Source organism: Serinicoccus sp. CUA-874 (assembly GCF_001942225.1).
GTDB lineage: Bacteria > Actinomycetota > Actinomycetes > Actinomycetales > Dermatophilaceae > Ornithinicoccus > Ornithinicoccus marinus.
On record NZ_MKJZ01000039.1, the window covers coordinates 1 to 19,419 of the forward strand.

Genomic DNA, 19,419 nt, shown 5'->3' on the forward strand with positions numbered 1-19,419 from the left:
TGCACCCACCGGGCGCCGCGAATGGTTGCCCTGCACCCCACCGAGCGCCGCGAATGGTTGCCCTGCACCCCACCGAGCGCCGCGAATGGTTGCTCAGCGGGAGCGGATGGTCAGTGCCACCGTCACCCTGTCGCCCAGCTCGATGCCCTCGGCGTGCCGCACGGCGTCCTTGAGCGGCACCCAGAACGACCCCTGCCGGGGCCAGAGCGAGGTGGTGAAGCCGGTCGCGCCGACCCGGCCGGTCACGGGCACCATGCCCCAGCCGTAGGTCACCTCCCGCATCACCTCGGTCAGCCACGCGCACTCGTGCTCCGGCACCACGAGGAAGTGGTAGGGCGCGGGCCCGCGCCACTCGACGACCTCGCCGGTGAACTCCAGGTCCGGCGGCGTGGTCTCCACTCGCGCATCGCCCGTCGGCGTCGCGTCGCTCGTGCCTCGCCTACCGCCCTCCTCCCGTGCCTCAGAGGTATGCCCGGAGGCCGGCAGGTCGTCCTCGTCCCACTCGAAGGCGGGGCGGGTCGGCGGGGAGTCGGGCATACCTCACCGTAGTCCTGCGCTCGGCGGACGACCGGTGTCCGTGACGATGGCCATGGCGCCGCCCGACAGTGGTCCGCGACTGCAGCGGATAGGTCGGCGACGAGGTCGATTCCGCGACATAACCGGTGCAGTCGCGCGCTGTGCGGAGGGGGGCGCGGCCTGAGGCGGGCTCCTGGCGTGGTCCTTGCCGCCGGTGGTGGAAGCGTCAGCGACCCTCGCCCGGCGGCCGGAAGGTGAGCCCCCGCACGCGCGGTCGCTCCGTCCCGGGGGCGGGCGGGATGACCTCACCGCCGCTCCCGGTCGGGTCTGCCGAGGACGACGACGCGCCGGTGCGGTCGGCGTCGCGTCTGCCGAGCACGAGGCCGGCGCCGACGAGCACGACCCCGACCACCCCGCCGCCGCCGAACCAGCGGGCAGCCACGCGGTGCGCGGCCGTCGGTTCGGCATACCCTGGGGTGAGCCGCAGGTCCGCGTCGTCGGGGGCGCAGTCCACCGTGGTGGAGGCCACCCACGCGGGGACGTCGTAGCGCGCGACCCGGCGCAGCTGCTCGTCGCCGGAGCCCAGGAGCGGGCCCGGACCGACCTCGCCCGAGAGGCCGCCGCCGGCGTCGTCCGTCACGGTGCAGGTCACGTCGGGAGCGGCGTCGGCGTCGTCGCCGACGACCTGCCAGATGATGAGCTCGGCGTCGGACGAACGGCCGACCGTCGTGCCGTCGGCCTCGACGGCGACCGCCGAGTCCATCGCGCGAGACGGGCTCTGGGCCAGGGAGGCCGCGCCCAGCGAGACCGGCAGGCAGGTGGCAGCCAGAGCCGCCCCGAGCCGCACCCACCTCATCCGCTGACCATACTCGGACTAGGCTGGACCGCCCGGTCGGTCACGTCCGACCGCTCGTCGTCCGCACCGGCATACCTGCAGGAGGGACCCGTGGAAGGCACCGTCGACCAGCAGCGCGCCGTGATCCGACAGGACGACGCGTCGCGCCGTGCCGGGCTGCGGCAGATGCGCACCGTTGCGACCGGGTTGCTCGTGGTCATGGCGGTCATCTACGTGCTGACCCACGGGCGCGACGGGATCTGGGGATACGTCAACGCGGGTGCCGAGGCGGGGATGATCGGGGCGATCGCCGACTGGTTCGCCGTTGTCGCGCTCTTCCGGCACCCGCTCGGGCTGCCGATCCCGCACACCGCTCTGGTCCGTCGGCGCAAGGACGACCTCGGGGCGAGCCTCGAGCAGTTCGTCACCGACAACTTCCTCACCCCGCAGGTGCTCAGGGACAAGCTCCTCGACGCCCAGGTCGTGCACCGGGTCGGCGAGTGGCTGCGCGAGCCCGAGCACGTCGAGCGCGTGGTCTCCGAGGCGGCGCCCTTCCTGCGCCGTGCCGTCGAGCGCCTGGACGAGGACGAGATCCGCACCTTCGTCGACGACGTCGTCCTCCCGCGGGTGCGCGAGGAGCCGCTGTCCCCGGTCGCCGGTCACCTCCTGGAGCGTGTCGTCGAGGACGGCTCGCACCGCGGGCTCGTCGACCTCTTCGCCCGGGAGCTGCACGCCTGGCTCGCCCTGCACCAGGACCAGGTAGAGACGATCGTCCGCTCGCGCGCCCCGGCCTGGGCCCCGACCTGGGTCAACGACCAGGTGACCCGACGGGTCTACACCGAGGTGCTGCGCTGGGCCCGCGACGTCAAGGACGACCCGGAGCACACCGTGCGGCACGCCCTCGACGCCTACCTGGCCGAGCTGGGCCGCGACCTGCAGGAGGACGAGCGGACCCGCGAGCGCTTCGAGTCGCTCAAGGAGCGGGTCCTGGACCACCCGCAGGTGAGCGCGACGGGCGTCGCCCTCGGGGAGACGCTGCGCACCTCCGTCCTCGACGCCCTGGACGACCCGCAGGGGGCGCTGCGCACCCGGATGAGCACCGGGCTGGCGGCACTGGGTCGACAGCTCGTCGACGACGAGCGGCTGCAGGCGCGGCTGGACGCGTGGGTCGCCGACACCGTGGTGTCCCTGGTCCAGCGCTACGGGCCCGAGCTCACCTCGGTCATCTCCGGGACCATCGCGCGATGGGACGCTCGCGAGGCGTCGGACAAGATCGAGCTGCACGTCGGTCGCGACCTGCAGTTCATCCGGCTCAACGGCACCGTCGTGGGCGCGCTGGTCGGCCTGGTGATCCACGCGGTCTCCCAGCTGCTCTGAGGGGCACCACCGGGCATACCGCCCCTCCGGACCGACGTCGGCCTAGCAGGAGCTTCATCGGCTACATCCCGATGGAGGTCGTGCTACCCCGACGTCGGTCCCAGGTATGCCGGGGGCTGTGGACAACTTCTGCGCGACGATCGCGCGCCGGGGCAGGCTGGCCGTCATGAGTTTCGAGAACCTTCCTGATGACTGGCCCGCCCGTCCGCTCGACGACCCGGTGCTGGCCGCCGATGTCGTGGACCTCGTCGTGAGCGACGCCGACCGCGCCGCCGGCGCGCTGGGCTTCCTCCTCTGCCGCCCCGGCGGCACGCTGGCCCAACCCGTCGTGGTGGGGGAGGTGGCGCAGGAGGACCCGACCCAGGTGGTGGCGCGGATGATCCCGGTCATCGCGGACCTGCCGGACACGCCCGGATTCGTCCTGGCGCTCGCCCGCCCGCGTGGCGGGGTCGGCGACGCCGATCGGGCCCTGCACCAGTACGCCCTCGACGCCTGCGAGGACGCCGGGCTGACCCTCTGGGGCACCTTCCTCGCCACCCACGCGGGAGTGACCCACCTGCCGGTCGCCTCCGGCCTGGTGCCCCGCAGCGGCGCGGCCTGAGCGCAGAGCCGCCGCCGGACCGGGGCGCCACGGCCGGAAACCCGGTGGTGCCGCCTCGTTAGAGTGGAGGGCGTGCCCGAGCCCGACCGACGTGACCCCGACGCGGGCACCGGTCGACGGCAGGGGGGCCGGGGTCGCGCAGGCTCCGGGCGTCGTGGCCGGCGCCGGCCGCGCGGCACAGGGTCACCGACACGCTCGGACCCGGGGTCGGACCGTCGCTCACGCGGAGCCTCGAGAGAGCAGGCCGCCGCGGCGACCGCCGCCCGACGGGCGGCCCAGCCGGCCCCCGGATCGTTGCACTACCCGCCCGAGCTGCCTGTCTCCGAGCGGCGCCGGGACCTGCTGCAGACGGTCGCCGAGCACCAGGTGGTGATCGTCGCGGGGGAGACCGGGTCGGGCAAGACCACCCAGCTGCCGAAGATCTGCCTGGAGCTGGGGCGCGGGGTCGAGGGCATGATCGGCCACACCCAGCCGCGCCGGATCGCGGCGCGGTCGGTGGCCGAGCGGGTCAGCGAGGAGCTCGGTGCCGAGCTCGGCACCGTCGTGGGATACCAGGTGCGCTTCACCGACGTCTCCCGCGCGGACACCCTGGTCAAGGTCATGACCGACGGGATCCTGCTCTCGGAGCTCCAGCGCGACCGCGACCTGCGCCGCTACGACACGCTCATCATCGACGAGGCGCACGAGCGCAGCCTCAACATCGACTTCATCCTCGGCTACCTGCGCCGGCTGCTCCCGCGACGCCCCGACCTCAAGCTGATCATCACCTCGGCCACCATCGACGTCGAGCGCTTCGCGGAGTTCTTCGCCGACGAGCAGGGTCGGCCGGCACCGGTCATCGAGGTCTCCGGCCGCACCTACCCGGTCGAGGTCCGCTACCGGCCGCTCACCCGTGAGGAGCCGCCGCGGGGCCGTGGGGCCGACGCCGAGCCCCGGCAGGTCGAGATCGACCAGGTCACCGGGGTGGTCGAGGCGGTCGAGGAGCTGTGGACCGAGGACACCGGGCGCGACGGCGCGGGCGAGGACGTGCTCGTCTTCTGCTCCGGCGAGCGGGAGATCCGGGACGTCTGCGACGCGCTCGCCGGGCTCGACCTGCCCGACACCGAGGTGCTGCCGCTCTACGGCCGGCTGTCCGCCGCCGAGCAGCACCGCGTCTTCGCCCGGCATACCGGCCGACGCATCGTCGTCTCCACCAACGTCGCCGAGACCTCGCTCACCGTCCCCGGCATCCGGTATGTCGTGGACACCGGCACCGCGCGGATCAGCCGCTACAGCCAGCGGCTCAAGGTGCAGCGGCTGCCGATCGAGCCGATCAGCCAGGCCTCGGCCAACCAGCGGGCCGGGCGCTGCGGGCGCCTCGCCGACGGCATCGCGATCCGGCTCTACAGCGAGGAGGACTTCGCGAGCCGGCCCGAGTTCACCGACCCCGAGATCCTGCGGACCAACCTGGCCAGCGTCATCCTGCAGATGACCAACCTGGGGCTGGGGGAGATCGAGAAGTTCGGCTTCCTCGAGCCTCCGGACCCGCGGCAGGTCGCCGACGGCGTCCGGCTGCTCACCGAGCTGCAGGCCATCGACCCCAAGGCACCCGCGCACCTGCCGCGCCAGCGCCTCACCCCCTACGGCCGGGCCATCGTCGGCCTGCCGGTCGACCCCCGGCTCGCGCGGATGCTCCTCGAGGCCGAGCGGCAGGGGGCTCTCACGGAGGTGCTCGTCGTCGTCGCGGCGCTGTCCATGCAGGACGTGCGCGAGCGACCCTCGGACCGGCAGCAGCAGGCGGACCAGGCACACGCCCGCTTCCGCCGCGCGGGCGGTGCGCAGGGCCCGCCGAACCCTCGACAGCCGGCATCGAAGGACACGACCGACAAGGACGCCAAGAACGTCGTCGACAGCGACTTCCTCGTCGTCCTCAACCTCTGGCGCTACCTCCAGCGGCAGCAGAAGCAGCTGTCCGGCAGCGCCTTCCGGCGGATGTGCAAGGCCGAGTTCCTGCACTACCTGCGGGTGCGGGAGTGGCAGGACCTGCACACCCAGCTGAAGCGGGCCGTCAAGCAGCTGGGGATGGAGCTCAACCAGCACCCGGCCACCAGCGACCAGGTGCACTCTTCGCTGCTCACCGGGCTGCTGTCCAACGTGGGGATGTGGGAACGCGAGGCACGGGCATACCTCGGCGCCCGCAACGCCCGCTTCGTCATCCAGCCCGGCTCCGTCCTCCACCGGAGGAACCCCGAGTGGGTGATGAGCGCCGAGCTCGTCGAGACGACGCGGCTGTGGGCGCGGACCAACGCGGTCATCGACCCGGCCGAGGTGGAGCGAGCAGCCGCGCACCTGGTCAAACGGTCCTACAGCGAGCCCCGCTGGTCGCGCTCGGCCGGGTCGGCGGTCGCGGACGAACGGGTGACGCTCTACGGCATACCCCTCGTCGCGGGGCGTGCCGTGCCGCTGGGGCGGATCGACCCGGAGACCGCGCGTGACCTCTTCATCCGGCAGGGGCTGGTCGAGGAGGACTGGGAGACGCGGCACGACTTCTTCCACGCCAACCGGCGGCTGGTGCGCGAGCTGGGCCAGCTCGAGGAGCGGGCGCGGCGCCGCGACATCCTCGTCGACGACGAGACGCTCGTCGAGTTCTACTCCGCCCGGATCCCGGAGCAGGTGGTGTCCGGCGCGCACTTCGACACCTGGTGGAAGACGGCACGCCGCGAGGACCCGCAGCTGCTGACCTTCACCGAGGACCTCCTGGTGGGCGACGCCGGCGACCGGGTGAGCGGTCTCAGCGAGGACTTCCCGACCGAGCGGACCCAGGGCGAGCTGACCGTCGGGCTGACCTACCAGTTCGAGCCGGGTGCTGACGCCGACGGGGTCACCGCGCACCTGCCCGTCGAGGTGCTCAACCAGGTGCAGGACGAGGGTTTCGACTGGCTCGTGCCGGGGATGCACGAGGAGCTGGTGACGGCGCTGGTGAAGGCGCTGCCCAAGGACGTGCGCCGCAACTTCGTGCCGGCGCCGGACCACGCGCGCGCCGCGCTCCGGGGTATGCGCGAGGCCGGCGTGGTCGGGCAGGTCCCGGTCCGGGAGGCGCTGGCGGCCGAGCTCACCGGCCGCGGCCTGGTGCGGGTGGACCCCGCGGACATGCCGTGGGAGAGGGTGCCGGACCACCTGCGGATGACCTTCCGGGTCGAGCGCGCGGTGCGGCCGGGCGGGGGCAAGGGTCGGGGCCGGCGGCGCGGACGGGCCGAGGTGCTCGGCGAGGGCAAGGACCTCGCGGCCCTGCAGGAGCAGCTGGCGCCCGCGGTGCGCAGCTCGATGGCTGCCGCGGCCTCGGGCGTGGAGCGCACCGGCCTGACGGCGTGGCCCGCCGACCTCGACCCGTTGCCCGAGACCTTCAGCCGGCAGGTGGGGCCGCGCGAGGTGCAGGGCTACCCGGCGCTCGTCGACACCGGAGACGCGGTGGACGTGCGCGTGCTCGCGACGCGCTCGGAGGCGGACCGGGAGACCCGGCGCGGCGTGCGCCGGCTGCTGCTGCTCGGCACGACACCGCCGTGGAAGCGGCTGCTGGCGTTGCTCTCCAACAGCCAGAAGCTCTCGCTCGGCCACAACCCGCACGGCTCGGTGCCCGCCCTGCTCGAGGACGCGCTCGCCGCGGCGGTCGACTCGGTCGTGGCCGAGCAGCCGGGGGCCACGGTGCGCACGCCCGCGCAGTTCGAGGCGGCGCTGGCCGGGGTGCGGCAGCAGAGCGTGCCGCGGGTGCTGGAGATCGTGGAGTCGCTCGTCCCGATCCTCGACACGGCGCGCGAGGTCTCGCTGCGGCTTCAGCGGCTGGACGCCCCCGCTGCGGCGGACCTCGCCACCGACCTGCGGCGACAGCTCGACGCACTCGTGCGGCCGGGCTTCGTGACCGACGTCGGGTATGCCCGGCTGCCGCGGATGGTGGTGTGGCTGCGGGCGATGGCAGAGCGGCTGGACAAAGGGGTGCAGGACCTGCCCCGTGACAAGCAGCGGATGGAGGATGTCGGTGTCGTGGAGTCCGAGCTCGCGTCCTTCCTCGATGCCTTGCCGCCGCACCGCCGGGAGGACCCCGACGTCCGCGAGGTGGTGTGGTCACTGCAGGAGCTGCGGGTCTCGCTCTTCGCCCAGCGCCTCGGCACGCCCGCCCCCGTCTCGCCGAAGCGGATCTACGCCGCCATGGATCGCGCCGAGGCCGCCGGCTAGGGCCGCTGGTACTCGCTGACCCAGAGGTCCGGGAGGACCTCGTGGTCCCCGCGGTGGCGGAACCCCAGGGACTCGTAGAGCCGGCGCGCCGGGTGGTTGTCGCGGCCCGTGGTCACGACGACTGGTGAGCTGGTCGGCAGTGCCGCCACGAGCATCCGACCGAGGCCGCTGCGGTGCCGTTCGGGGTCTACGACGAGGCGGTCGACGTCGATCTCGCCGTCGTCCATGCTGCAGGCGAGAGCTGCGACGCAACGCCCGTCAATCTCGAGAACGTGCCACGTCAGCCCCGCCGCGACCAGGTCGTTGGTCGTCTCGTGGAGCGGCGGTATGCGGTCGTCGCCGATCAGGTCCGCCTCGACCTGGTAGGCCGCGCGCTGCAGGGCCGCCAGCTCGGGAGCCCGCTGGTCGACCTCGTCGGTGGTGAGGCGTCGCAGCACGGGGGAGGCAGGCACCATGCCCTGATCTCACCACACGGCAGAGCGTCCCGTCGGTCGGCGCAGACCGTGCGGCCGGTCGGGATCTGGCAGAGTCGCGGTATGTCCTCCGAGACGCTGACCGACCACGCGCTGTCCACCGACCCCGAGCTCGCCGACTGGCGGGTGCTGCTCGGGAGGCTGCAGACCCGCTTCGCCTCGCCGGACTTCTCGACCGGGGCCCGGCTGGTGTCGCGGATCGCCGAGCTCGCCGACGAGCTGGACCATCACCCCGACGTCGACCTGCGCTACCCGCACGTCACCGTCTCCACGGTCAGCCACGACGTCGGTGCGCTCACCACGCGCGACCGGGCGCTCGCCGTCGCGATCAGCGCCGCCGCTGCCGAGCTCGGGCTGGACGCCATGCCGCACGAGGTCGCGGCCCTGGAGATCGCGCTCGACGTCACCGACGCCCCGTCGGTCGAGCCGTTCTGGGCGGCCGTGCTCGGGTATACCGGGGCCGGCGAGCACCAGCTCGAGGACCCGGCGGGGCGGCTGGCCCCGATGTGGTTCCAGCAGATGGACGACGGCCGGACCCAGCGGGGCCGGTTCCACCTCGACATCACCGTCCCGCACGACCTCGCGCAGGAGCGGGTCGCTGCGGCGCTCGCCGCCGGTGGCACCCTGGTCACCGACGAGTTCGCCCCGTCGTGGTGGGTCCTCGCCGACGCCGAGGGCAACGAGGCCTGCGTCTGCACCTGGCAGGGGCGCGAGGGCAGCGTCGAGAGCTCGTCATGACTCTGCGCGTCGGGCTCTCCGGCGGCATCGGGTCGGGCAAGTCGACGGTCTCGGCCCTGCTCGCGGACCTCGGCGCGGTGGTGGTCGACGCGGACGCCGTGGCGCGCCAGGTCGTCGAGCCGGGTATGCCCGCCCTCGCGCAGATCTCCGAGCGGTTCGGGCCGGAGGTTCTGGCACCCGACGGGTCGCTCGACCGGCCCGCGCTGGGCCGGGTCGTCTTCGGCGACGAGCAGGCCCGGCGTGACCTGGAGGCCATCACCCACCCGCAGATCCGGCGCCGCTCCGCCGAGCTCATGGCCGCGGCACCGGACGACGCGGTCGTCGTCCACGACATCCCGCTGCTGGTCGAGCTGGGGATGGCCGCCGACTACGCGCTCACGGTGATCGTCGACGTGCCCGAGGGCGAGCGGGTGCGACGACTGGTGCAGGACCGCGGCATGGACGAGCAGGCGGCCGGCGACCGGGTGCGGGCCCAGGCCGACGACGCCGCCCGCGCCGCGGCCGCCGACGTGCTGCTCGACAACACGGGCACCAGGGACGACCTGCGACGACGAGTCACCGAGCTCTGGCACGAGCGGCTGCTGCCCTTCGAGGCGTCGCTGCGCTCGCGGACCCCTCCCGAGGGCGCCCGCGAGCCCGCCCCCGGCAGCCCGGAGCACGAGCGGCTCGCGGCGCGGGCCCGCAGCGGCACCGACCCGGAGGCGCTGCGGCGCCGGGGGATCGTGCCCGCCCCGGACGGCAGCGGGTCGCTCATCTGGTGCTGCCCGCCGGCGCCGCTGCTCTGGTCGCCCGGCGTCACCGCCGCCGAGGGGTAGCCGGCCCGGCCGGCCCGGTCAGGACGCGCCGGGGGAGCCGTCCTCGCGCGAGCCGTCCTTCGTCGGCGGGGTCAGGCCGAGGTGCTCCGCCGCGGGCGGCGGCTCCTCGCCGAGGACGTGCTCGGCGAGGAAGGCGCTGACGGTGGCATACCAGACGGTGGCGTGCTGGGGCTTGAGGATCCAGTGGTTCTCCTGCGGGAAGAAGAGGAACCGGTGCGGGGTCGTGCCGTCCTCCGCCTGCGGCAGCCCGGAGCGCGAGAGCAGCTCGTACCACAGCCGCAGGCCCTCACCGATCGGCACGCGGTAGTCCTTGTCCCCGTGGATGACCAGCATCGGGGTGACGATGTCCTCGACGAAACGGTGCGGGCTGTTGGCCTGCGCCATCTCCGAGGTCATCTCCCGCTGCCAGTAGAACGCGGCGTCCGTCGTCGGCCCGAAGCCGTCCAGGGCCCAGAGCGAGGCGTGCGTGACGACCGCCCGGAATCGGTCGGTGTGCCCGGCGATCCAGTTGGCCATGTAGCCGCCGAAGGAGCCGCCCATCGCCGCGGTCCGGTCGGCGTCGAGGTCGTCCCGCGCCAGGGCCGCGTCGGTGATCGCCATGAGGTCGGTGTAGGGCGCCTGGCCCCACGCGCCCCAGCCGCGCTGCACGAAGTCCTGCCCGTAGCCGGTCGAGAGCGCCGGGTCGGGCAGCAGGACGGCATACCCCTGGGCGGTCATGAGCCACGGGTTCCACCGCCAGGTCCAGGCGTTCCACGAGCCGAGCGGGCCGCCGTGGACCCACAGCAGCAGCGGGTGTCCGACGTCCGAGGCCGGCTCACCCTCCGGGAGAGCCAGCCAGGCGCGGACCCGGCTGCCGTCCTCCGCGGTGGTCTCGACCTCCTCCAGCCGGCCCGGGAGCGTCGGTCGCTCGGCCGGCCCGGGGAGGCGGGTGACCTCGCCGGTGGCCAGGTCGAGGCGGGCGAGCTCGGGTGGGAAGAGGTAGGACGAGCGCACGCCGTAGGCGGTGGCGCCGTCGGGGGAGAGGACCAGCTCGCTCCAGGCGGCGTCGTCGTGGGTGACCTGGGTGACCTCGCCGGTGGCGACGTCGATCCGGAAGACCGGCCGCCGACCCTCGCTGTCGGCGAGCGCGATCACGGAGGCGCCGTCCGGGGTCCACGCGACGGGCTGCGCCCAGCGGTCCCAGTCGTGGGCCAGCGCTGTCGTCTCCCCGGTCGTGGTGTCCATGAGGTGCAGCCGGGGGCGCGGCGCGCTCGTCGGCGAGGTGATCTCGCTGATGACGACGACGGCGCGGGCGCCGTCCGGGCTCACCGGTCCCGCGTGCGCGTCGTGGCCCGGCGTGTCGACGAGGGTGCGCGTCCGGCCGCTGTCGAGATCCACCCGCACGACACCCTCGCGCAGGTCCGCCCGGCCCTGGGTCACGGTGAGCCCGACGAGCGCGAAGCTCCCGTCCGGAGCGACCACGGGGCTGGGCTCGTGCAAGGGGGTCGGCAGGTCGCCGGTGAGCAGGCGCAGGTGCACCTCGCGGGCGCGGTCGACGGTTCCGGGCAGGTCGGCGGGTGCCTCGTGGTCCGTGTCCTCCGGGACGGCGTCGACGCCCGCTGCGGGACCGTCGTCCAGGGCGAAGACCTGCGGCCGCGCCGGGCCGAGGTCGTGGTCCCAGTAGCGGATCGGGTAGGACGTGTGCAGGATCGCGTCGACCTCGGCCTTGCGGCGGCTCGCGGACAGCTGTGCGTGCTCCGCCTCCGTGGACGCCCCCGGCAGCAGCCCCGCGACGACGAGGACGCGATCGGCGTCCCGGGCGGTCGCCACCGCGTCGACGCCGCCGGGGCGGCTCAGCACGACCCGCGCCTCCCCGCCGCGGCGCGGGATGGTCCACAGCGCCGCGCCGGCAGCGGAGCTCTCGGCGGCGTCGTCCTGCTGGCCGTCCGGGTCCGGGCGGGCGGAGGTGAAGTAGAGGTCGCCGTCGGCGGCGAAGGCCGCGCCGCTCTCGCCCTTGGCGCTGCGCGTGATCCGGTATGCCGGTCGCTCGCCCGTCGGGTCGACCTCCCACAGCGCGGAGACGTAGCCGGTCCCGGCGCCGTTGAGGGTCGCCACAGAGGTGGCCAGGCGGGTGCCGTCGGGGCTCAGCGCGAGGCCGGAGACACGGGGGAGGGCGACGTAGTGGGACAGGTCGTGGAAGGGCGTCCGGGGGGAGGGCATACCTCGTTCCTATCATCGGCGCCCGCACGTCTCGCGCCGACATGGAATCCTGGGTGCCGGACCGACGTTGTGCTGGGCAGACCCCGAGAGGAGACACCGTGACGACGCACTCGCCGCTGTTCCGGCTGGAGGCTGACGCCGCCCGCCAGCCGCAGCCCGCCCCGCTGCTGCTGGTCTCGCTGGACGGCTTCCTCGACGCCGGCCAGGTGCGCTCGACCCTGGCCGAGCATCTGCTGGACACCCTCGAGCACGAGGTCGTCGCGACCTTCGACGTCGACGAGATGGTCGACTACCGGTCGCGGCGCCCGTTGATGACCTTCGACTCCGACCACTACACCGACTACGACGACCCCTCTCTCATCCTCTACCGGATGGTGGATGCCGCGGGCGAGCCGTTCCTGCTCCTGCACGGGGTGGAGCCGGACTACCGGTGGGAGGGCTTCGTCGAGGCGGTGCGCCAGCTCGGGATGGCCTTCGGGGTGCGACGGATGGTCAGCGCCCACGGCATCCCGATGGCGGTGCCGCACACGCGGCCGGTCGGCACCACCCGCTTCGCCAGCGACAACTCGGTGCTCGGGGACTACACCCCCATCTTCGGGCAGGTCCGCATCCCCTCCAGCGCGGACTCGCTGCTGCACCTGCGGCTGGCCGAGTCCGGCCTGCTCACCATGGGCGTCGCGGTCCACGTGCCGCACTACCTCGCCGAGACGCAGTTCGGCGACGCCGTCGTCGCGGCGGCGGACACCCTCATGGACCTCACCGGTCTGGTGCTGCCCACCAAGGAGCTCGTGGCCATGGCCGGGCTGACCCGGGGCCGCATCGAGGAGGAGCTGGCCAGCAACGACGAGGCGCGCGAGGTCGTCGAGGGGCTGGAGCAGCGCTACGACCACTTCATCGAGGGCCAGCGGCGCAAGAGCCTGCTCGCGGCTGAGGTGGCCAACCTGCCCAGCGCCGACGAGATCGGTGCCCAGCTCGAGGCCTTCCTGCGCGATCCGGAGGCCGCCGACGAGACGGACGAGTCCGACGACGACGCCCCGCCCGCGGATCAGGGTGGCGGCAGGTCGTAGCGCGGCCCGGTGGGCCCGCCCTGCGGCGGGCCGGACGGCGGCGGTCCGTAGGGATCCCGCGGCGGGGGGGCGGTGCGCGGGTCCAGGGTGTACGCCCCGGGATCCGCGCCCTGCTCCGGCTCGGTCCGGCGCCGGGCGAGCACGGCCAGCACGGCGCAGGCCAGACCCAGTGGCAGCAGGAGGAGGCCGAGCGTGAGCCCGGTGCCCCCGCGCAGGCCCGTCGGGGCGGTGGCCGGCCCGAACGGCCCGGCGTAGACGGTGTCCTCGGTGTCGCAGACCAGCGGCAGGTCGCCGGTCGGATGGCCGGCCGGGGTGCGCGCGACCTCGTGGAACTGCTCGCCCCCCACCCGGGTGGTGAAGTCCTCCGCCGGCCGCTCCAGCGTCTCTGAGTCCAAGGTGCAGACCGTGTCGGCCCGCGTGCCGGCGCTGCGCGACCAGACGGACAGGCCGTCGGCACCCACGCTGACCCGGTCCCCGGCGACCACCCCCACCATGTCCGCGCTCGCGCGGTCGCGCGAGCCGAGGACCCCCAGGACGAGCAGGACCAGGCCCGCCACGGTGAGCAGTGCCGCCAGCGGCCAGAGGACCCGCGCCCCCGGCGGCCGCTGCGGAGACGTCATACCGCGCAACCTAACGCACCCCGTGTCAGGATGAGGCGCAGACAGGCCCCCCAGACGTGAGGAGACATGACGTGGCTCGACGTGAGTCCGAGGTCGCGACCGACAACCCCGAGGCGCCCGAGGACGGGCCGCTCGACAACCTGGCCAACGCCTTCGTCGGCAAGCTGCTCGACTTCGGGGTGGACGGGGTGGGGCCGCTGCAGTCCTCCAGCCAGGTGCTGGTCAAGGCGCGCCGGGAGAAGGGCCAGGACGACGAGAAGGTCGTGGACGAGATCGTCTCCGACCACATCAAGAAGGCCGCCGTCGGCGGTTTCGTGACCGGCGTCGGCGGCATCTTCACGATGCCGGTGGCGATCCCGGTCAACGTGCTGGAGTTCTACACCCTCGCGACCCGGATGGTGGCGGCCATCGCCGAGCACCGCGGCTACGACGTGAAGAGCAAGGAGGCGCGCGCCGCCGTGCTCCTCTCGCTCGTCGGCGCGGACGCGGACGACCTCATGCGCAAGGCGGGTATCTCGACCGCCGCCGGCCTCACCGGGTCCGGGCGGCTCGCGACGCTGGCGATGTCGAGGCTGCCCAAGTCCGCGTCCATGATGGTCAACAAGGCGGTCGGCTTCCGGCTGCTCACCACTGTCGGCGGCAAGGCCCTGGGGCGGCTCATCCGCTTCGTCCCGGTCGCGGGCGGCGTCATCGGCGCCGGTCTCGACGGCTACCTCATGAAGCGGATCGCCGACCATGCGCGCGCGGAGTTCGCGCCGCGGCCGGAGGTGGCGGGCGAGCAGCCGGGCTGAGTTATCCACAGATCGCGAGCGGGCCCGCCACGGCGGGCCCGCTCGCGGCACGCTGGGGGTATGACGACACACGAGCCCGGGGGGCGCTCGCGTCGGCACGACGCTGCCGCTGACCACGACGCCCACGACCACGACGACGCCAAGGACCACGACGGCGCCCCTGACCAGCGCGGCCGCCGCGACCACGACGAGCGCGATCACCCGTCGCGAGCCACGACGACCTCGGCCCGGCTGCGCGGCGCCGAGCAGCTGATCGCCGTCCTGCCGCAGCTCATCGGCTACCAGATCGACCACAGCGTGGTCGTGGTGGCGGTCCGTCTCGGCGGACCGCACGGCCGGTCCGTGGGGCAGATGATCTTCACCGGTCGACTGGACCTCCCGCCGCTCGAGGCGATGAGCGACCACCTCGACAGCATCCGGACGGCGCTGCTCCAGGCGGACGACGGGTCACCGGGGCCGGTCCTGCTCACCGTCGTGGGCTACGACCTCCCGGAGCGGCAGCCGGGCCACGTCGACGAGGAGCACGTGCTCGCCCTGGAGGCCGCGGCCGATCGCCTGGCAGACACCACCGGTGCTCACGTGCAAGACCTGCTGCTGGTGCGTGATGAGGGGCGGGAGACCTATGCCGTCCGGCGCGACGGCGAGCACGTGCCGCCGCCGGAGCGAGGCTGGAGACCGACCCCGCCGACCGCGGACGTTCCGGTCGCCGCCGATCTCGTGCTGCAGGGCCGCGTCGCCCTGCCCAGCCGGGCGGCCCTCGCCGAGCTGGTGCGTCGCCGGGACGAGCCGGCGGCGCGGGCCACCGCGCTGGCCCTCGGGATCCTCGACCTCGACCCGACCCGGCACGACCCCGGCGCGATGCTGCGGGCGCTGACGGCCTGGCTGACCGAGGGTGTCCCGCCGACGGCGGGCCTGCGCGCCGGCATCGCCTGGACGCTCGCCGACCGGGAGGTGCGCGACGCCGTCCTGGCCCGCTGGCTGCCCGAGCTCGGCTGGGACGACGGCCTCGGGCAGGACGGCGCGAGAGACCTGTGCGCGGGGCTGGCCGCCTTCCCCGGCGAGGGATGGCGGGAGCCGGTCGGGCGGCTGCTGGCCCTGGCGGGGCAGGTGCCGCACCCCTTCGACAGCGCGGTCCTGACGATGGTGGCGATGGTCTCCTGGGTGCGCGGCGACGGCACCCTCGCCAACGAGGCCGTCGACACCGCGCTCGAGCGGGACCCCCGGTATACCCTCGCCCGGCTCCTGCGCCGGATGCTGGAGGCCGGCCTGCGACCACCGCGCGGGGCGGGTGTCGGGGCTCGTCCGGACCGACGCTCGGGAGGCCGACCGGCCTCATGAGGTTGTAGCCTCTCGGCGAAGGCAGTCACCGTCAGGAGGTCCACGTCCATGTCGATCATCGTTGGCTACATCCCCACGCGCGAGGGCCGCGCGGCCCTGGTCGCGGCGCGCACCGAGGCGCTGCTGCGCAAGGTCAAGCTCGTCGTAGTCAACTCCCACCGCGGCGGCCGCGACTTCGACGCGGGGGAGGCGCGGCGGTTCGAGGAGGAGCTGGAGTCCGTGGCCAGCGACCTGAACGGCGCGGGGATCGAGCACGAGGTCCGGGCGCTCGCGCGGGGCAACGAGCCGGCCGAGGACCTCATCGAGGTGGCCGCGGAGTCGGACGCCGACCTCATCGTCATCGGGCTGCGTCGCCGGACCCCGATCGGCAAACTCATCCTCGGCTCCAACGCCCAGCGGATCCTGCTGGAGGCGCAGTGCCCGGTCCTGGCGGTCAAGGCCGGCGAGGGCGACTGAGGCACGCCCTCGCCTCGGCCTGCACCGCCGGTCACCCCGTCGGCAGGGCTGCTGGGGGCGGCGGGAATGTGTCATCGCCCCGCAGGGTTTTATAATGGTGTGAGTCGCGTGCCGCACCCGGCACCGCTCACCACTTCCTGATCCGCGTCGGGGCACCCTGCTGCCCCGGCTGCGGCATACCTGCGTCGTCAGAAAGAGTTGGTTCAGCCCGTGACAGCCAGGACGTCTAACACCAGCACCCCCGAGCTCCCGCCCGCCTTCGAGCACGAGGCCCTGCGTGCCCTGCTCGCCTCCGGGACCGAGCAGGGTTACGTCGAGGCCGACCAGATCAAGACCGCCCTGGAGGCGGCGGAGGTCACCGCTGCCGCGACCCAGAAGAAGGTGCTGCGCGTCTTCAGCGACCAGGCGATCGAGGTGCGCGCGGCAGAGCCGGCCCCGGCGCGGCGGCGCAGCTCCACGACGAAGAAGAAGGCGGCTGCCACCAAGGGGACGCCCACCGGCTCCGGGACGACGAAGAAGACGTCGGCCGCCGCGCAGGGCTCGACCTCGACGAAGGCCGCGACCCCGTCGAAGAAGGCCGCGGCGTCGACGACGTCCAGCACGAGCAAGAGCACCACCAGCAAGAGCGCGTCCTCGGGCGCGAGCGCCGCGAAGAAGAGCACGCCGGCGTCGACGAAGAGCTCGGGCAGCACCCGGGCCGCGGCCAAGACTGCGTCGAAGACCCAGGAGGGCTCCGCGTCCGCGACCCCGACCAAGACCGGCGGCACCGGGCGGCGGAAGAAGAAGGACGTCGTCGAGGAGATCGTCGGGACCGACGCCACCGACCCGGCCGAGGTCGAGGACGCCGAGGACGCCGACGACGCGGCCGAGACCGAGACCCCCGAGGCGGCGAAGACCAAGACGCCGGCCACGAAGGGCGACGAGGACAGCTTCACCCTGTCCACGGCCGACGACGACGACGCCCCGGCCCAGCAGGTCGTGACGGCCGGCGCGACCGCGGACCCGGTCAAGGACTACCTCAAGCAGATCGGCAAGGTCGCCCTCCTCAACGCCGAGCAGGAGGTCGAGCTCGCCAAGCGGATCGAGGCCGGCCTGTTCGCCGAGGAGAAGCTCAACTCGGGCGAGAAGGTCGAGGCCAAGCTCAAGCGTGAGCTGTGGTGGATCTCCAACGACGGCAAGAACGCCAAGAACCACCTGCTCGAGGCCAACCTGCGGCTGGTCGTCTCGCTGGCCAAGCGGTATACCGGCCGCGGCATGCTCTTCCTGGACCTCATCCAGGAGGGCAACCTCGGCCTCATCCGGGCGGTCGAGAAGTTCGACTACACCAAGGGCTACAAGTTCTCCACCTACGCCACGTGGTGGATCCGGCAGGCCATCACCCGGGCCATGGCCGATCAGGCCCGCACCATCCGCATCCCGGTGCACATGGTCGAGGTCATCAACAAGCTGGCTCGCGTGCAGCGGCAGATGCTGCAGGACCTCGGGCGCGAGCCCACCCCGGAGGAGCTCGCCGCCGAGCTGGACATGACCCCGGAGAAGGTCGTCGAGGTCCAGAAGTACGGCCGCGAGCCCATCTCGCTGCACACCCCGCTGGGCGAGGACGGCGACAGCGAGTTCGGCGACCTCATCGAGGACTCCGAGGCCGTGGTGCCGGCGGACGCGGTGTCGTTCACGCTCCTGCAGGAGCAGCTGCACTCGGTGCTCGACACCCTGTCCGAGCGCGAGGCCGGTGTGGTCTCGATGCGCTTCGGGCTCTCCGACGGCCAGCCCAAGACGCTGGACGAGATCGGCAAGGTCTACGGCGTCACCCGCGAGCGGATCCGGCAGATCGAGTCCAAGACGATGTCCAAGCTGCGGCACCCCTCGCGCTCGCAGGTCCTGCGCGACTACCTGGACTGAGCCGACCGGACCGACCGCGTGTCCCGGACGGACGGTCGGTCCGGTCGGGGTCAGCCCTTGTTGCCCGTCTCCCGCCACTGCCGCTCGAAGGGCAGCCGCCAGGTGAACGGCGTGATGAGCTGGTGGATCTGGTTCGGTCCCCACGAGCCCTGCTGGTAGGGCCGCACCACCGGCGGGTTGTCGAGCAGCGGCTGCGAGATCTCCCAGAGGCGCTCGATGCCGGACGCGGTGACGAAGAGCGTGCGGTCGCCGCGGGCGGCGTCGTAGATGAGCCGCTCGTAGGCCTCCAGCACCGATCCGGCCCAGTCGGTGTCCTGCATCGAGAACTGCATCGACAGCTTGTCCAGCTTCATCCCCGGCCCAGGCCGCTTGCCGTAGAAGCTCAGCGACATCCGGGCGCGGTCGGCCAGGTCGAAGGTCAGGTGGTCCGGGCCGTGGTCGCCCACCCCCGACCTGGCGGGAACATCGACTGCGGCGGCTCCCGGAAGGCGATCGAGATGATGCGGGCGCCCTCGGCCAGCTGCTTGCCGGTCCGCAGGTAGAACGGCACCCCCGCCCAGCGCCAGTTGTCCACGAAGCACTTCAAGGCGACGAAGGTCTCGGTCTGGCTGTCCTCGGCGACCCCCTTCTCGTCGCGGTAGCCGACGTACTGCCCGCGCACCACGTCGGTGGGCTCCAGCGGCAGCATGGACCGGAAGACCTTGTTCTTCTCCCGGCTGATGGCGGCCGGCTCCAGCGACGTGGGCGGCTCCATCGCGGTGAAGGCGAGGATCTGGAACAGGTGGGTCACCACCATGTCGCGGTATGCCCCGGTCTGCTCGTAGAAGTCGCCCCGTTGCGACAGGCCCAGGGTCTCGGGCACGTCGATCTGGATGTGGTCGATGTGGTTGCGGTGCCAGATCGGCTCGAAGAGCCCGTTGGCGAAGCGGAAGGCCAGGATGTTCTGAGCCGGCTCCTTGCCGAGGAAGTGGTCGATCCGGAAGATCTGCTCCTCGTCGAAGACCTGGTGCAGCCGGCCGTTCAGCTCGACCGCCGAGGCGTGGTCGGTGCCGAACGGCTTCTCCATGACGATCCGGCTGCGCTCGACCAGACCCGCCTCGCCGATGGTGCCCACCGCCTCCAGGGCCGCCCTGGGTGGCACCGACAGGTAGTGAAGGCGCAGCAGCTCGTCCCCGCCGAGCTCCTCCTCGGAGCGGTCGACCGCCTCCCGCAGCGCCTGCGGACCGGCGGAGCCGGGCACGTAGTCGAGGCGCTGGGCGAAGTCGCGCAGCGCCGCCTCGTCGCTGTCCCGGACGCTGAACTCCCGGACCGCCCCCGTCGCCACGTCGCGGAACTCGTCGACCGACATCTCGTCCAGCGAGGTGCCGAGACGCGCAGGTCGTCGACCAGCCCGGAGAGGAAGAGGTGCAGCAGCCCGGGGATGAGCTTGCGGCGCGCCAGGTCACCGGTGGCGCCGAAGAGGATCACGGTCAGCGGTGCGGTCAT

Annotated in this window: 17 protein-coding genes and 1 pseudogene; 10 read left to right on the forward strand and 8 right to left on the reverse strand. The window is 73.2% G+C overall.

Features of this window, described 5'->3' with window-relative positions:
- Positions 1-93 precede the first annotated feature (93 nt).
- Positions 94-537, reverse strand: coding sequence for a DUF1905 domain-containing protein (locus tag BJF80_RS16780; protein ID WP_083673778.1), 444 nt, complete (start codon positions 535-537; stop codon positions 94-96).
- A 205-nt stretch (positions 538-742) separates the two neighbouring features.
- Entirely contained in the window at positions 743-1,372 is a 630-nt protein-coding gene (locus tag BJF80_RS16785) for a hypothetical protein (protein ID WP_075815398.1), read from the reverse strand.
- A 90-nt stretch (positions 1,373-1,462) separates the two neighbouring features.
- On the opposite strand from BJF80_RS16785, the gene BJF80_RS16790 reads away from it, so the two are divergent.
- From BJF80_RS16790 to hrpA, 3 genes are all read left to right on the forward strand, one after another.
- Entirely contained in the window at positions 1,463-2,728 is a 1,266-nt protein-coding gene (locus BJF80_RS16790) for a DUF445 domain-containing protein (RefSeq protein ID WP_237767679.1), read from the forward strand.
- Between the two features lie 106 nt (positions 2,729-2,834).
- Positions 2,835-3,329, forward strand: coding sequence for a hypothetical protein (locus tag BJF80_RS16795; protein ID WP_143554169.1), 495 nt, complete (start codon positions 2,835-2,837; stop codon positions 3,327-3,329).
- Between the two features lie 294 nt (positions 3,330-3,623).
- Complete coding sequence (hrpA, locus tag BJF80_RS16800; protein ID WP_414899305.1) at positions 3,624-7,538, forward strand: ATP-dependent RNA helicase HrpA; 3,915 nt, start codon at positions 3,624-3,626, stop codon at positions 7,536-7,538.
- Here the strand turns inward: hrpA and BJF80_RS16805 are convergent.
- Positions 7,535-7,993: a GNAT family N-acetyltransferase gene (locus BJF80_RS16805; protein ID WP_083673779.1), complete on the reverse strand. Its 459-nt coding sequence runs from the start codon at positions 7,991-7,993 to the stop codon at positions 7,535-7,537. The two genes, hrpA and BJF80_RS16805, sit on opposite strands and share 4 nt — an antisense overlap.
- Before the next feature lie 81 nt (positions 7,994-8,074).
- Here BJF80_RS16805 and BJF80_RS16810 point away from each other — a divergent pair, with 81 nt between their 5' ends.
- Together BJF80_RS16810 and coaE are read left to right on the forward strand one after the other, a co-directional pair.
- Positions 8,075-8,749 (forward strand): 4a-hydroxytetrahydrobiopterin dehydratase, encoded by a 675-nt coding sequence (locus BJF80_RS16810; RefSeq protein ID WP_075815404.1) that lies wholly within the window; start codon positions 8,075-8,077, stop codon positions 8,747-8,749.
- Positions 8,746-9,564 carry a dephospho-CoA kinase gene (coaE, locus tag BJF80_RS16815; RefSeq protein WP_075815406.1) on the forward strand — a complete coding sequence of 273 codons (819 nt, stop codon included), beginning with the start codon at positions 8,746-8,748 and terminating at the stop codon, positions 9,562-9,564. Before BJF80_RS16810 ends, coaE begins: the two co-directional genes overlap by 4 nt.
- An 18-nt stretch (positions 9,565-9,582) precedes the next feature.
- Here the strand turns inward: coaE and BJF80_RS16820 are convergent, their stop codons facing one another.
- Positions 9,583-11,763, reverse strand: coding sequence for a S9 family peptidase (locus BJF80_RS16820; protein WP_075815408.1), 2,181 nt, complete (start codon positions 11,761-11,763; stop codon positions 9,583-9,585).
- 98 nt (positions 11,764-11,861) lie between these two features.
- On the opposite strand from BJF80_RS16820, the gene BJF80_RS16825 reads away from it, so the two are divergent.
- The gene (locus BJF80_RS16825) at positions 11,862-12,830 is read left to right on the forward strand and encodes a PAC2 family protein (RefSeq protein WP_075815409.1); all 969 of its coding nucleotides are present in this window, start codon (positions 11,862-11,864) and stop codon (positions 12,828-12,830) included.
- Here the strand turns inward: BJF80_RS16825 and BJF80_RS16830 are convergent.
- Positions 12,809-13,450, reverse strand: a complete 642-nt coding sequence (locus tag BJF80_RS16830; RefSeq protein ID WP_075815410.1) for a hypothetical protein — start codon at positions 13,448-13,450, stop codon at positions 12,809-12,811. The genes BJF80_RS16825 and BJF80_RS16830 overlap by 22 nt on opposite strands.
- Before the next feature lie 71 nt (positions 13,451-13,521).
- Between BJF80_RS16830 and BJF80_RS16835 the strand changes: the two genes are divergently transcribed.
- The 4 genes from BJF80_RS16835 (at position 13,522) to BJF80_RS16850 (ending at position 17,934) form a co-directional block, all read left to right on the forward strand.
- Entirely contained in the window at positions 13,522-14,241 is a 720-nt protein-coding gene (locus BJF80_RS16835; protein WP_083673780.1) for an EcsC family protein, read from the forward strand.
- A gap of 60 nt (positions 14,242-14,301) precedes the next feature.
- Positions 14,302-15,579 (forward strand): DUF4192 domain-containing protein, encoded by a 1,278-nt coding sequence (locus BJF80_RS16840; RefSeq protein ID WP_075815414.1) that lies wholly within the window; start codon positions 14,302-14,304, stop codon positions 15,577-15,579.
- Positions 15,580-15,627: 48 nt separating this feature from the next.
- A complete protein-coding gene (locus BJF80_RS16845; protein WP_075815416.1) occupies positions 15,628-16,035 on the forward strand; it encodes a universal stress protein in 408 nt (135 codons plus the stop codon).
- Positions 16,036-16,245: 210 nt separating this feature from the next.
- Entirely contained in the window at positions 16,246-17,934 is a 1,689-nt protein-coding gene (locus tag BJF80_RS16850; RefSeq protein WP_075815418.1) for an RNA polymerase sigma factor, read from the forward strand.
- A 50-nt stretch (positions 17,935-17,984) separates the two neighbouring features.
- Here BJF80_RS16850 and BJF80_RS20930 read toward each other — a convergent pair whose 3' ends face one another.
- The 3 genes and pseudogenes from BJF80_RS20930 to BJF80_RS20940 all read right to left on the reverse strand — a co-directional run.
- Entirely contained in the window at positions 17,985-18,380 is a 396-nt protein-coding gene (locus BJF80_RS20930; RefSeq protein WP_269087419.1) for a glucose-6-phosphate dehydrogenase, read from the reverse strand.
- Positions 18,353-19,282: a glucose-6-phosphate dehydrogenase gene (locus BJF80_RS20935; protein ID WP_269087420.1), complete on the reverse strand. Its 930-nt coding sequence runs from the start codon at positions 19,280-19,282 to the stop codon at positions 18,353-18,355. Before BJF80_RS20935 ends, BJF80_RS20930 begins: the two co-directional genes overlap by 28 nt.
- 71 nt (positions 19,283-19,353) lie before the next feature.
- Positions 19,354-19,419, reverse strand: a pseudogene (locus BJF80_RS20940) (hypothetical protein); the annotation flags it as partial.